Here is a 14,703-nt window from a genome sequence, read left to right on the forward strand (position 1 = left end):
TTCTATGCTTAAAGGATATATGAAATACGACTGAAGTTCAGTCGTTCATTATTGTTCTCTTAGTTCTCAAGTTGTAAATCTTCCTTCTGTGATTCAAAGCGAATCTCGACATCGCGCACATCGGTAAATTCAATTTCGACACGCCGATCGCGAGCATAGTCAGTAACTTGATTACCCTGTGAGGCGCGTTGGGTTTCGCCAAGCGATCGCACAGTCATCCGTTCAGAGGCAATACCCTGTCGCATTAGGTAATTACGCACTGCACGCGATCGCCTAAAGCCCAGTTCGCGGTTATAGGCATCACTGGCTCTAGGGTCAGTATGTCCTTCTAGGGTAATCATAATTGTGGGATATTGCTTTAATACATCAGCGATCCGATTTAGGATTTTAGCGCTGATAGGGCTGATTGCATCACGATCTAGCGCAAAATGAATTTGGCGTGGCACAGATAGCACAATTGGCTGGTCTGGCGGTGGGGGAGCTTGAACAATCTGAGGTGGTGTCGTACAGGCGGGAATAGTTGCATCGACATTTGCTAGTTCAGGAGCCGACAGGTCGGGATTAACGATTCTGGCATTGAAGGCTGGCTCAGAAGTGCCGTACTGTGGATCGGTGGCGATCGCGCTAATCGTATCGCCCACTTGGAGATTATTTAAAGAAGCAGCAAATTTACCCTTAGCATCAGTCTTGACCGTGGTCAGATATTCACTGAGAGATCCATAGGGAAGATTGGGATCGACTTTGTCAGCGACACGATATATGTCTACTTCAGTATCAGGATCAGCCGTGCCATCAATATTGACTTGGTTGGGGCTAAACATCGGAAAAGTTGTCGCTAAAAAAGTCGGTGCATTGATGGCTCCATTAGCCGTATCTACGCGCCGAAAATGAGAATCACGGGGGCGATTAATGCCATCACCTGTAATGAAATCACGAGTATTCACATGGCGCTGAGAAATCAAGTCAATACTCAAGCCCTTGAGAGCCGAAAAAGTATTTTTGCGAATTAGATTGCGATCGCTTTTAGGATAAGCAGCGATCGCAACACCTGCACCACGTTGATTGCGAATTTGATTATTAGTAACTCGATGATCGTTGCCCATTAAATAAATGGCGGCGAAGTTGGTACTGCGATCGTTAAACAAAATGCGGTTATCTTCAATGGCGATCGCGCCTTTGGGTTTGAACAAATAAACTCCACTGCCATCATTAGCACAAAGGATATTGCCCTTGATACTTAAGTTGGCAATTTCACCTTCGAGATAGATGCCGTGAGGTAGCCCATCAAAACCATTGCTGGTAATTGCATTTTCGAGAATCTGCGTTCCTGTTGCTTTTACCGATGTGACGATACCACTACCCTCGTGGTAAGCAATACGATTGCGACGGATCAGCGTATCAGTACTATTAAATAAATAAACTCCAAAACTAGAAGGTTGCTTGGGCATTTTGCCTGTGGGCGTAATGCCCAGCCAATTAGCTTCAAGGATTACCCCTTGAGGGGGAAGATTGCTGTCATAGAATGGCGAAAATTTGGCGGGCTGCTGTTGCTGCGTGGTGTCGGGCGGTGGCGCTTGGTGTGAAATAAAAATATCGGCGGATGGTGTGGTAGTTGGGACACTCTCGATCGCATTAAAACCATAGATACTTAAACCCTTGATCGTCACGCCATCTGCAACGATGGTCAAACCTCGGAAAATTTCTACACCATCGGTGGGAGAAATCTCCACAATTGGTTGAGGAATCGCTAACTCTTGGGCAAAGGAGCTTTGAGGGTCATAGCCTGCTTGGGTTGTGCCATCAATAGTCAGGTATGGGCTACTAAGGTCAGGTAGAGCCTTGCTTAACAAGATCTTGGTGCGATCGCTAGGCAAATTAAAGCCAATCTGTGAACCTTTTTGATTAACTAATGGCTTAACCTGAGAGCGTTCAGTATCACTAAGCCGTTCAAGGGTGAGGCTCCCATTGGCGATCGCAACGGCTTCGCGCAGAGTTAACTCAAGATCGGGTTGGATATCACCATCGCGATCGCTATTGACAGTAATTTGGTATTTGAGAAGACTGGGCGAAGTGGCTTGGGTAGTATTTTGGGCGATCGCCAGATTGTCATTTGCCCTAAACATTTCGATAGCTATACCAGAGAGACCGATCAACCCGATAGAACTAATCAATGTAGCTGTTAATTTTTGGCTGGTTACTTTTTGCATAGTCCCTAGTTCTTTAGATTTGAGAGTTGATCGGGATCGATCACAAAGCCACTTTTCTCGGTAGTGCTAATTCCCATGGCTCGCAGGAGTGCGGTTACTGTATCACCTTCACTAGTCAACAAGAAGTTAAAAGCGGTGGCAAGACGGCGGGTGGCTCCATCCGTAGGATTGATATTGGCTGGACTATTCGCAGGATTGTTATTTAGGTCATTACCCAGCAACATACTGACAAGTTGAGTTGGAGAGGTTTCAAAGGCATAACTCCAGAGGCGATTGCGATCATCCGATGAAAGAGCAGGATCGACAGGTCGAGCGATCGCCAGCAAGAACGAATCGACGGTTGGCAATTGAGTTAACAAGGGGCTAAATTCAAGATTGGGGATTTGAATAGATGTATTAAATACTGGATTGAATTGAGGATTAAGTTGAGAATCGGGAATTGCACTTTCCAGCCAATTGGACAAGCGGCGATCAGCTTCTAATAGAACCGCCAAGGGCGAAGTAGAAGTATCGGCAGTTGCCAAGGGGACAGGAACAGTGGTAGCACTTGCCTGAGAAGTTGGTAGGGTAGTTGGGGTTGTCGCAATATTAATATTGCTCTCATCTACATTCAGTGAGATATAAACTTGAGAATTCCCTGCTTGATTGGCTCTATTAGAACTCAGTAAAATGCGATCAGAACTCACGCCCTTATCCAGTAGATAGCTCCTGACAGCAAGTAATTTAAATGTTTCCAGATCTTGTCCTGACACAGCACTGAAGGCTGAGCTAGTCTGAATCTCAAACATCAAGCTAGGATTGGTATTTAGACGCTCAACCATCCGATCCAATGTGGCATAGCTTAAGTCCGCGATTTTACCATCGTTACCAACATCCACACCTACTGAAATATTAGGATTTGCGCCACTAATATTCGAGGGACGATTAACAGGTATGGCATTAGCTTGCAAAGTAGATTGAGCATTGGGCAAGATACTTTGCAAAAATTCGGTTGTCGGCGAATTGGATGCCATCGTTTGCAAACGGGTAGCGATCGCATTAAAGACATCAGCTTGACCACTGAGCGCAAAACTAACTGGTGTCGCATTGGCAGCACTAGCTTGATTAGAACTGTCAGCGCTAGCAAGACCACCCAAAGAACGTAAGGTCATCTGCGAACTTGCGACACCACGTTCGAGTAAGTACTTTCTCGCCGCCATCATTCGATTCGCAGCAAGATTATCACCTGAATTCATTTCGGCAAGTGAGCCAATATATCCTTGGATATCAATGGAGAGATTATTGTATTCCTTCAAAACTGAGGCTAAGTTTTCTAGGATCGCAATATCTGATACTGCTAACTCTGCATTCTTAGCTTGACTGCCCTCTTTAAATGTCAGCGATCGCGCCACATTCAGGCTGATGATTTGAGGACTAGAGGGAATGGCTGCCGCTAGTTTCTGTTCTGAATGAGGTGTCTTAGCCACTGGTGCTACAGGCTCAACAGGCTCTTGTTGCTGGCGGGGAGGAGTCTTTTGCAAGCCAAAGCCATCAAACAACTCGTTCAGCTTTACAGTAATTCCTGCATATAGTCCTCCAGTGGAGCGGGAACCATTAAAATCGCGATCAACATTAACGGAACCACTGCTATAACCAGCCGCTAAGCGTAAGTTAGGAGTTAGAAAATAGCCAACTTCGCCGACTAGTCCTAGTTCACTGTAGCCTGCGGTTGGTTGATTGAGAAATCTAGTTTCTCCCACTAGTTCGACGTTATAGCCAAGACGATAGGTAACTCGAAATTGGGATAAGTTAGTATTCGATACACCTGTGAAATCACGGGCGATCGTTGTGGTGCTATTACGCAGGGCAAGCTTGCCATAAAATTCCCATTGCCAGTTAGGAGCATAAATTGCTTCTAGCGCAAGAGTGTGATCAGCATAGCCACTACCGCTACCGATCAGCAGTGATTCAGGGACGATACTAGGGTTTTGGCGATATTCATAACGTAAGAGAACGTTGAATTTGTCATCTTCAGGATCGCGATAGGCTAGCCCGACCTTGAGATTGGAGATCGTTCCCAATCCAGAGATTAATTGATTGGCTGCACTTGATTGCTGATAGTTAAACAGCATCGTCAAAGCAGGAGAGAGCTTCCCCAGAGCCGCAGCCGTAAACACAGTACTAGTATTAGTACTATCGCTGCGATGTTCAAATCTAGCACTTGCCTTGAAGTCAGGATTATCTGTATATTCCGCCCCAATGTTGAAGCTACTGCCATTTTGGAAGGTCAGGGCGCTAGAGGATTGACCAACCGCAAAGGGCTGTAAAAATGATGTTCCTGTAGTTGTAGCGGTAGCAAAACTGCCAAATATATGTTCATAGCCAAAACTCATGCGTAGTCCTGGCAATATTTGCCAGCGCTGATTAATACCCAATGCACCTTGAGTAGATGCGGCATTATTCGCGCCACCAATTACCGAATAACGTCCTGTAAAGGTAGTATCAGTGCCGAGTTTATACTCTCCCAGCAGATCAGCACTGGTGATAGCATTGCCCGCTAGAGGTCCAGAATGGAACCATTGCTGCCCCAATCTTGCGGTCAATCCTTGAACAATTGTCCAATCTAGAGCGAGAACACTGCGATCGGGAATGACAGCATCGGAGCTTGCGGTCAGGCTTACTTCATTTTGAGCGGTCACTCGCAGATTATCGGCAATTGGCACACTGAGGCGCGATCGCAATTGGGTGGAGTTACTCGATAAAACATTGGGGATTTGGCGATCTTGGCGATCGCGATATAACACATCCAGATTAAGCAGAGCCGCACCGATATTTTGCTGCACACCTAAACTAATCGTGCGAAGCGAATTATTTACTAGCGATCCAGGGATGGCTTCTTGCCTCGTATTGAGAAGATCGGCAAGGGTTGTCAATGGACGTGGCGCAATACCCACATTGTCTTCTTGGTCATAGCGAAATTGCAGGCTAGTTGTGGGACTAATCTTGGCACTTAAATTTCCTCCGTATCGAGTTTGTCCAGGCACAAAACTAATCGTGGCATTATTGGCAAAACCTGTTTCCGCCTTACTGTAATAGAGTTTACCGAGAATACCTGAAGCAATCTCACTGTTTAACTCAAAGCGCATTGCTGAGCCGCTCACATAGCCCAAGATCTCCGAATCATTTTGCGATCGGGCATATTCAGCAATTAGCTGGGTCTTCTCACCAAAGGAGATGAGGGCATTCGCACCATACAGAACAAAATTACGAATGCCGAGACTTTCTTTAAAATAGTTTGCACCAATCCAACTAGGCTGACTTTGACTGCGGTTGAAATGATAACGCAGTTGTCCACCATAAAGATTACTATCACCACCGACCTGCTCATTCTGATAAGTAACAACTATTTGACGACGCAAGAGTTGTCCAGCATCACCCAGTTGGGTTTGCAATAATGGCTGTCGAAATAGAATGGAGCCATTGTCATAGTTAATATCGTAGTCTTTACCACGGATTAACTCTTGGCGCGAGACTACTGTACCTGCACTAAAGAAATCGATTAATTCGATAGTTACATTCTCACTACCATTGATTAACAAACGTTTCGAGAGAAAGTAAGTGCCACTCGTGCCATTAGGGGTGATTGTGTCGCGCTGAAATCCTTTGCCAACGTTGCTATAAAAGCCCGTAATTTGCAGATCGCCTAAATTAAAGTTCCCTTTGAAACCCTGCAATTGCCTTGAAATTGCACTAAACTGCTGCGATCTCGTGGCGAACTCTTCTGTCCCATAATTACCCCACATGAAGTAATCAGTACTTGCACCCTGCACAGGAGAGTTACGCTCAAAGCGCAAAAACAAGCTGTCATAGGATGGCGTTGTGCGAGTTACGGTAGAGCTATCACCATAGACAGGATATTGTTGCTCGCAATATTTTTCTGTGCCAGCTAAGCTGCTATTGCCAGCACAGTCTTGATTGAGAGTGCGGCTGTTATTAAATGCACCCGTAAACAGCCATTCTCCAACACGCCCAGTTCCAAATACCGCACCATATAGGTCAACTTGAGTACGATTGTCGCGATCGGCAGGCAAAAAGTCCCGCAAGCTACGATAGAAGTCAGTTCCTCTTGCTCCAACCCGCAGATCAATTACTCCAGTCACCAATGAAGGACGCAAATCAGTCTCAAACTGAACTTGCGTAAAAGCTTCCATTTGAGCATTAAGCGCTCGAATCGTCACCGTTCCCGTCTTTAAACCTGATTGCAACTGGGTTGAGAACTTTCCTTGTTTAGCTTCCACTTGAAAGCCAGGCTGTTCTGACGAAGCATCAGTACCAATAAACTTACCTTCACTAGCTTCGAGTGTGACTAATGCATCCCAGTTGGAACGATTGCCATCTTCGTCAACTAACTGTCCATTAACTGTCACATAGGAACGTCCATCCGCAGGAACTTTCGATTCCAAGGTACTCACAACTAATTTAGTGGGAGCGCCACGAACTTTGAGATTGATAGAACTAGAAGCTGATTCAGAACCGATCGCTCTTGCCGTAATCTGGTTGTCACCAGCCTGCAAAGGTACGCCATACCATGTTTGCGTGATGGTTTTATTAGTTTCATCTAATTCAGATCGCCCAATTGAACTAGGATCAACAGCCTTCCCATTCACCAAAAGCTCAATCCTAGCATTGCTTGGCATTTGGATGACTACGGTCGCCGCAGGTGCATCTAAAACAGTGCCAACTGTAGGCGAAAGAATAACGATGCTTGGAGATGATTTGTCAGATGTATTAGAAGTATTAGAAGTATTAGCAGTTTTCAGAACATCGGTAACAGCATCAGAAGTCTTGAGATTGCTAGGAACTTTCTCCGTAGATGAGGACAGATCTAGTTGTTGAGAATTGGCACTCTGATTGATTTTTTCTCCAGTCTGACGATCCGTTTGACTAGTTAAGTTGTCTTTTTGCTTAATGTCTGGATCATTTTTGATGTCAGCAACTAATTCTGCTTTGACCATTGCTGTTGTCAGTAACAACATGATCTGCGGCAATACTAAAATCCCTAACTTTACAAAAGGTGCAGAAGTGTTTTTCATTACTTTGTACCTTCCTGTTTTGTATCGCTTATACCACGAGCCGCAGGGGTGACTGCAAAGTTAACCCGCCCTAATGCTCCAGGAGCAAGTCGCACTAAACGTGATTGGCTATTACGCTCAATGAAATACAAGTTAGGTGCAAGGGTATATCCTGGAACGGAAGTTAAGTCGAGCGCTAAAGTGCGGCTACCAGAAAGAACACTACTGAGAGAGTAAAGTCCATTCGCATCAGTCACTATTCGATTACCATCATCCATATAAATCACTGCATTCGGTACGCCTGCTTCACCTGGTTGCTGTTCGCCATCAAAGTTTTTATCAACAAATACCCGTCCAACTAAGGTTCCACAATCGGACAAGATTCCTGGACGAATTCGCATCAAATGTGACACAGGTCCAGTCCGAACAATTCGTCTATTATCAGTACGTGTACCTGATATAGAGGCGCGGTTAATCCCACTTCCACGAATCGCATCATTGGTAACCTGTGCAGCATAGACAATATTAAGGGGAATATTGTCAGATGCTATAGGAAGTGCAACATTGGGGCGGAAAGTCAAGCTGCGACCATTTCGTTCTACGGTTACATTAACTGCATTGCCACCAAGCTCAGCACGAACTGAACCATCGACATATTGGAACCCTAGTGGTAAATCGTCGCGAATTTCAGGATTGGTAATCACCGTAGAAGCAAGGTTTCTAGCATTTAAGCGATAAACAACAATATCGCCTGGCTCTGCTGCGGCGCGATCGCCCGTTTTTAAAAGTTGGATTGCTTGAGCTTCACAGGTCGCAATATCAAGATTATTGATGGCTACAGCTAAACTTAAACCCACAGTTTCGGCATTAGCGATATTAATAACTCCATTTACAGAGGTAGCTGCATTCGTAGCTGAGATCGGTTCGCCATCTAGAGATGTAGCGGTGTAGCTAACAATATTTCCATTGCGTGCAGTAATTGTAATTCTGACCCTTCGTTCGGCAAGGGGCGAGGTTGCGGGTGGCTTTACCGCTAAAATGTATTCTCTCCCAACATCAACTTGTCCACGACTGACATCCAGCAAAAAGTTGAATCGCCCCTGATCGCTATTGACCAAGACGAAAGGATTAGCGTTAAAGAAATTTGGACTTATACCAACTGCTTGTTTTGTTTTAGGCGGTACTGTAGCAGTTAGCAAAACAGGTAAGCCAATATCACCTGTGGAATTCAGCAATTCATACAAGCCCACACTGAAGCCTGTGTAATCTGGCAATAGACCACCATCACAGGAGGTCAAAGTACCAAATGGGTCAACTAGTGGGGGGACTATTGGTATAGCTGATGCTTGAAGTACAGCAGAAACTCCAGTAAAGGTAGAAATTACATTTTCTGGATTGGTGTAACTATAGCTGAAGGTCGCAGTATTACGAATCTGAGTAGTTGTCTGAGCTGGTTGCGCCAAACTAGATTCGCATACTTGAAAACTTCCAAACAGAAATATGGCAGTAAGGCTTAAACTGTTTCGCAGAAAATTCTGTTTTATTGCACAATTTCGAGTTTTCATTTCCAACAGTTAACCTTAAAACCCTGTAAATATTTTCAGAGATAGAATCCGCACTGTGACATAGTGCAATTCATAAATTTTCTTATGCTAAAGCATATTTAACGAATGCGAACTTTATAGGTTGCGTAGGCAACTGTTTTCGCCGCGAAGTTATCACCAAATCTCCATCGAATGTTTGTGTACATGCTTTCTGGCGCTGAACGGGTGACAATTTCTCCATTTTCTAGCTTGACGCGAATTGTGGGATTTTCAGTGTAAGTTTTACCGCCATCAATGCTGTAGTCTAGTTTTGCTCCTTCCACGTTTGGAAGAGTTGCTGAACCTAGAACATAAACTGAACCTTTGGGAATTGGTTGATTGACGACTAACTTTTTGATTTGCCGATCGCTCGTATTGCTTGCAGTTACAATATAGCGAATGGTTTCTCCTGGACGGAGTGACGCATCAGTTGGCATTGGCTTCCAATCAACGCGCCCAGAAGCTGTGGCAATAATTGATTGCCTTTCCGCAGCAAGTTTTAGTTGCACTGGGGATTCTTGCTTAGCCGTTTGCGCGATCGCAGGGTCACTATTTTGCAAGCTAGCTAAGCTAGGCATTACAGTAGCAAAAGAGATAGAAGATATAAGGGCGATCGCACCCAAACTGATTATATTTATACGTTTCATTTGGCTTACCTGATTTATAACAATCAACAAAGATCAACAGTAACTACCCAGCAAGATCAAGTAATGGGGATTCGATTAGGTTCAGATTGACTGAACCTAATCGAATCGACAAATTCAATCAACTACCTATCTGACAACACGTTGGAACGTGAAGGTTCCATTAGCTCCAGGAGCTAATGTGGGAATACTGTCGAGATATCTAGTGACATTCACATCTGCGGTTGTCGTAGCCGTTGCACCATTAAAGAAGGTGATAACAGCACCAGCAGTAGCATCTGCCGCAGTATTAGCCACGTTGAAAGTAGTAGTAGCCCAGTTGTTAGTACCAGCCGCACCATCTTCAGTAATGACGATGTTGTTCGCATTCAAGATCACATTCCCTGTGCCAGAAGCAGGAGTGGAAATGTTACTGTAGGTGATCTGATACAGGATAATATTGCCTGGAGCAGGAGTTTTAGCTGCACCATTTAAAATCGCGTCTGCAGGCGATACTGCTGGACCTGTCCCTTGGAGGATTTGAGAAGCCTTGACGAGATTCAGGTAACCAGTATAGACACGATCCATCTTGATGTTGAATGGATTGTCTTGACCTAGTGCAGTTCCATTAGTTTTGAATGTTGTTCCATCGGCAACATTACTATTTACATAGGAAACGATCGGTACAGAGTAACCAGTCGTGACCACAGCACCAGCAGGCAGATTGACTATAACTGTATAGGTTTGAGAGACTCCTACTGCGATGGTAGGAATAATGATCGGTGCTGCGACAGCATCTCCTGTACCAGCAGGACTTGCACCACTGGATGTCAGAACGAAACTACCAGCAGTGAGCGTATACACAGCAGTACGACCACCAAAGGCAATGCTCACAATTGTGCCATTCGGCAAAGCTGCGTGATTGGCGAGATTGGTTAAATCATAGGCTTGGATTTGGCCTGCTGTAGGTGTAGCCGTATTATTCACAGCTTGAGCAGCCAATGTTGCAGAAATTGGTTCCAAAGTCACGTTGTCCAACTGGTTCGTGTTGGTCGCAGGGTTTTGAACCGTATTGGTAAATGTAACTGGTGCTGGATCGTAAGTGCTTCCAGGTGCTCCTGCTGCGCCAGCAGGGACATCGGTTGCCGACCTGTTGACAAAGTCAGTTTGAGCCGTTCCATCTGGACCAAGAGCACCAGGTACTCCTGGAGGACCATTCAAGATAATCCCAGCAGGATTGATTGTGAAGACGTTGGCTTCACCACCAGTACCAGTACCTTGGTTGTTGTTGGGGGGATCACCGATTGGGTCAGTACCGTCGGTAGCAGGGTTAGCAACACCAGTGGGAGAAGTTGCGGGTGTAGTGATTGGAGCTGGGGGTACACCTGCTTCATAGTTGTTGGGATTCTGGTCACCAGACTCGTCATAAACTAGAGGATTGGTCGGACTGATCAGTCCGGGCGTAGATTGACCAAATACTTGGGCAATGTTGGCAATAGTGACGGGAACAGCGGTGACCCCAGTTGTAATTACGCGGAATTGGAAGCCAGTGGGATCAGTTACTGTTGTGGTTCCTGCTGGTAAAGGTCCAAGGGCAACATATCCAACTCGGGTTACACCAGCAGCGGGGACAGCACCAGTTTGCCAGTTTTGCCCTACAGCTAGTGGTCCAGTGGCCGTAGCGACCGTGCTATAAACCCTTGTCCAAGTGACTCCACCGATGATTACAGTAGCAGCTCCAAAAGTATTGTCTAGAGTTGTTTGAGCAGGAATTGCATCAGAGATTAAAATTCTATTCGCAGCAACACCATCAAGAGTAATAGTTGTAGGTAATAATGGCGCGGGAGTAATGCCTGTAGTACCTGCAGGAGGGGTATTCTCAACTCTCAAATCTAAACGGTATGTGAGCTGGTCATCGGTGAGTGCGGCAGCTCCAGCAGCATAAGCAATGCGAGTCTTCAGGACTGTGGCTAATGCAACGTTATTAACTGCCGTCGCCAAAGGCACTGTCGTGAAAGCAGCTGCTTCTCGAACACCGTTAACTGGCGCACCTGGGTTACCAGTAGCAGGGTTGATCGTGTACACATCCGTAGGTAAAGCACCAGCTTGAGTTTGGTTTTGAGTTCCTGCGCTGTTGTCGTTAGCACCAGTATTACCCAGTTGTACTGATACTGGGTTGCCTGCGACTGTTGCTGTGACTGTCACAGGAACTTGGACTCGGATTGTACCGTTAGCAGGAATAGTGCCATTAAACGCAGGAATACCGCGAGCCTGAACCAAAGCTATAAATGCAGGATCGTTCGTTGCTACACCACCTGCGGCAACGTCAATCGGTGTCGTCAGGACAATGCCATTAATTTCGGTGACGGTTATGGTTCCTTGTGTTCCACCTACAACCGTTGAAGTGCCAGGAATATTAATGGCGGTGACATCGTTACCAACGTTAGTGATTAGGAAGTTGTAATTAACAACATCATTAGTGGTGACACTACCGCCGTTAACATCAACAATACCAGCAGGAACAGCTGTCACACCTGCCACTTCAGCTACTGTAGCCGTAACTTCATTTGATGTTGTGTTGATCGGTACACCAGGATTGTTGGGATCTTCGTAAGTACCTGTGGCCGTGTTTCTGATAACTGTGCCAGCAGGAGTGAGTGGTACAACCTGAGCGGAGGCTAATAGGGGTAGTAGTAGTGACACCCCACCCATTGTCAATGTCGCTGCTATCAACCGATAGAATGAAGACTCTAATTTGTTTTGTGGATTAAGTTTAAGCATATCGGATTGATTTTCCTCACTAAAAAAGCAACAACGTGTTTCTTTGAAGGTAGTGTTGATGCAACATTACCTATCTGTAGATAGCAGCGATCTATCAAAAATTAATTTTGGTAGTTGATTCAAATAGCATTTGTAAAAACGCCTGAGATTTCCATTAATTTCATCGAAATCTAACAGCATTTTTGCAGATTTATAGAATCAGCCTACATAGGGGCATTTGAATATCAATACAAGATATCTAGAAACCTCTCCCAGATGCTAGGTATCCTAATAGCTATTCAAATTAGATTGTATTTATTCAGTTCTTTCATCTTAACGATGTACTATACCTGAATAAACTTACTAGCGAACGTATAGTTCATAAAAGAGTTAGATACTATGAGTCAAACTCCTTTATGGATTGATTTGATTTTATCAACACGCGAAATAGCTTACATGATTTTACCCAATTAATACAATAAGCTATCTGATATTGTCTGTTTTTTTTATTTTTACTTTTGCTTAACCTATATATTGTCCTTAAAATTATTTGTAGATTTTGGACTGACGAAAGACGATTCGGGTTGTCTTGCTTGCGAACCTCCTATGACGAGACCATAAAAGGTTTGCAAGAAAGGCGATGATGAAGCTCATCGTTGTTATGAAACTTAGCTTCTCACGATTCATTTAGGATTGCTATATTCAAATGCCATATTCTCGGAGTACGATCGCGATAGAATAAATTCATGACTAGCAATACTCGCAAAGCAAATCTAATTAATGCGATCGCACCTGTGAATCGCGGCTTACAAATGTCCGAAAATCAGCGTAAAATGATTTTTTCAGCAGTTGCGTATCTTGAAGAACTAAATCCTACACCTGCGCCTACTCAATCCCCAGAATTATTGGATGGCAATTGGTTATTGTTATTTACGACTAGTCAAGAGCTTTTGGGAATTGATCGCTTTCCACTTTACAAGCTGGGCAACATCTATCAATGTTTGCGCGTATCGGAAGGAAAAATTTTTAATGTTGCCGAGATTAAGGGGTTACCTTTGCTGAGTGGTCTAGTAAGTGTTTGTGCAAACTTTACGGTTGTTTCTGACAAGCAGGTTAAGGTTAACTTTGAGCGATTGGTAGCTGGTTCGCAAACTTTAATTGGTTATCAGGATGTAAATAGTTTTATCGACACTTTGCGATCGCCAAAGAAATTATTGGCGATCGATTTCCAAATTAAGCGAGAAGATCAGAAAGGCTGGTTAGAGACTACTTATCTCGATCAAGATTTGCGAATTGGTAGAGGAAATGAAGGCAATCTGTTTGTTTTGAAAAGAGTTTAACAGACAGACCGCTTTGCAGCATGTTTGTTCTCCCCCCGAATTATCCCCGTTTTAGCCTCAGTTTCCTAACTAGAGAGGAATTAGCTTAGCCACATCGTTAATCGAGATGTGATTATGACTAGCAAATTATTGAAGCTGCCCAAATGGGAAACTGAAATCTTAGAGCGAAGTCTATCTATTCCCATTATTCCAGAACATCGCTATGCTCTCATTTCAGTACATGGCGATCCCTCAGCACAACTTGGCAAGGACGGTGCAGGTGGTCAAAATCTCTATGTCAAATCCTTAGGTTTATCCTTAGCAAAACGTGGCTGCCAAGTGGATATGTTCACCCGTCGAGAAGATGCCGATCAGCCTACAATTATTCAACATGCTAATGGATGCCGCACAATTCGTCTCACGGCTGGTCCCACTGAGTTTATTCATCGTGACGAGTTGTTTCTCTATCTACCCGAATTTGTAGAAGCTTGGCTCGATTTTCAAAAGCAGAATGGACTTACCTACGATATTATCCATTCTAATTATTGGCTGTCTGGTTGGGTAGGAATGCAACTGCGATCGCGTCTGAGCATTCCACAGGTGCATACTTATCACTCGGTAGGAGCGGTAAAGTATAAGGCGATGAATGCATTACCAAAGATTGCACTTTCGCGCCTAGGTGTGGAATGGGCTTGTCTAGAGCAAACAAACTGTGTAATTGCCACTAGTTCACAGGAGCAGAATGATCTGCGCGAATTAGTATCAGAGCATGGTCAAATTCAAATCATTCCTTGTAGCGTGGATATTGACCATTTCTCTAAAGTGGATCAAGCTTCGGCGCGTCAACATCTGGGCTTGACTGAGGACAAAAAGATGATTCTTTCGCTCATATGGGGAAGCAGGTGAAATGGCAAAATAGGAGGGAGTCATTTTCATGAATCGATAGAGATGCCATGATCAAATTTCCCCTGACGGAATTGTTAGATGAGCAAGCCTGCTATGAATGGTTATTAGAAATTCTACATCCGAAAGGATTGTATTGTCCCAATGGACACGCATTACCAGTGGGACAAGCGCCACACGATCGCCAACGTACACCAATCGTCAAATACAAGTGTCGGGAATGTGGGAAAGTGTTCCATATTTTTACAGGGACAGAC

General features: G+C 44.6%; 8 protein-coding genes. 3 read left to right on the plus strand and 5 right to left on the minus strand.

Going from position 1 to position 14,703, the window contains the following annotated elements; all coding sequences use genetic code 11:
* Positions 1–59: 59 nt before the first annotated feature.
* The 5 genes from H6G05_RS22240 to H6G05_RS22260 form a co-directional block, all read right to left on the minus strand.
* Complete coding sequence (locus tag H6G05_RS22240) at positions 60–2,207, minus strand: OmpA family protein (RefSeq protein ID WP_190581675.1); 2,148 nt, start codon at positions 2,205–2,207, stop codon at positions 60–62.
* Positions 2,208–2,212: 5 nt separating this feature from the next.
* The gene (locus H6G05_RS22245) at positions 2,213–7,279 is read right to left on the minus strand and encodes an OmpA family protein (RefSeq protein WP_190581677.1); all 5,067 of its coding nucleotides are present in this window, start codon (positions 7,277–7,279) and stop codon (positions 2,213–2,215) included.
* Positions 7,279–8,721: a hypothetical protein gene (locus tag H6G05_RS22250; RefSeq protein WP_242025747.1), complete on the minus strand. Its 1,443-nt coding sequence runs from the start codon at positions 8,719–8,721 to the stop codon at positions 7,279–7,281. The genes H6G05_RS22245 and H6G05_RS22250 overlap by 1 nt, the downstream gene beginning before the upstream one ends.
* A gap of 200 nt (positions 8,722–8,921) precedes the next feature.
* On the minus strand, positions 8,922–9,488 hold the full coding sequence (locus tag H6G05_RS22255; RefSeq protein WP_190581682.1) for a DUF11 domain-containing protein: 567 nt from the start codon (positions 9,486–9,488) through the stop codon (positions 8,922–8,924).
* Between the two features lie 126 nt (positions 9,489–9,614).
* The gene (locus tag H6G05_RS22260; protein ID WP_190581684.1) at positions 9,615–12,245 is read right to left on the minus strand and encodes a beta strand repeat-containing protein; all 2,631 of its coding nucleotides are present in this window, start codon (positions 12,243–12,245) and stop codon (positions 9,615–9,617) included.
* A gap of 725 nt (positions 12,246–12,970) precedes the next feature.
* Between H6G05_RS22260 and H6G05_RS22265 the strand changes: the two genes are divergently transcribed.
* The 3 genes from H6G05_RS22265 to H6G05_RS22275 form a co-directional block, all read left to right on the plus strand.
* Entirely contained in the window at positions 12,971–13,564 is a 594-nt protein-coding gene (locus H6G05_RS22265) for a PAP/fibrillin family protein (RefSeq protein ID WP_190581685.1), read from the plus strand.
* Positions 13,565–13,678: 114 nt separating this feature from the next.
* Positions 13,679–14,449, plus strand: a complete 771-nt coding sequence (locus H6G05_RS22270; RefSeq protein ID WP_190581687.1) for a glycosyltransferase — start codon at positions 13,679–13,681, stop codon at positions 14,447–14,449.
* A 47-nt stretch (positions 14,450–14,496) separates the two neighbouring features.
* Positions 14,497–14,703 (plus strand): IS1 family transposase (locus H6G05_RS22275; protein WP_190581689.1); only part of this gene is annotated, 207 nt, incomplete at its 3' end.

Origin of the sequence: Phormidium tenue FACHB-1050, assembly GCF_014696925.1 — a bacterium.
GTDB lineage: Bacteria > Cyanobacteriota > Cyanobacteriia > Pseudanabaenales > Pseudanabaenaceae > Pseudanabaena.

Bases quoted from the DNA above. Each gene is read 5' to 3' on its own strand.
- H6G05_RS22270 (WP_190581687.1), top strand. From the start codon at position 13,679: ATGACTAGCAAATTATTGAAGCTGCCCAAATGGGAAACTGAAATCTTA.
- H6G05_RS22255 (WP_190581682.1), bottom strand. From the start codon at position 9,488: ATGAAACGTATAAATATAATCAGTTTGGGTGCGATCGCCCTTATATCT.
- H6G05_RS22240 (WP_190581675.1), bottom strand. From the start codon at position 2,207: ATGCAAAAAGTAACCAGCCAAAAATTAACAGCTACATTGATTAGTTCT.
- H6G05_RS22260 (WP_190581684.1), bottom strand. From the start codon at position 12,245: ATGCTTAAACTTAATCCACAAAACAAATTAGAGTCTTCATTCTATCGG.
- H6G05_RS22245 (WP_190581677.1), bottom strand. From the start codon at position 7,279: ATGAAAAACACTTCTGCACCTTTTGTAAAGTTAGGGATTTTAGTATTG.
- H6G05_RS22265 (WP_190581685.1), top strand. From the start codon at position 12,971: ATGACTAGCAATACTCGCAAAGCAAATCTAATTAATGCGATCGCACCT.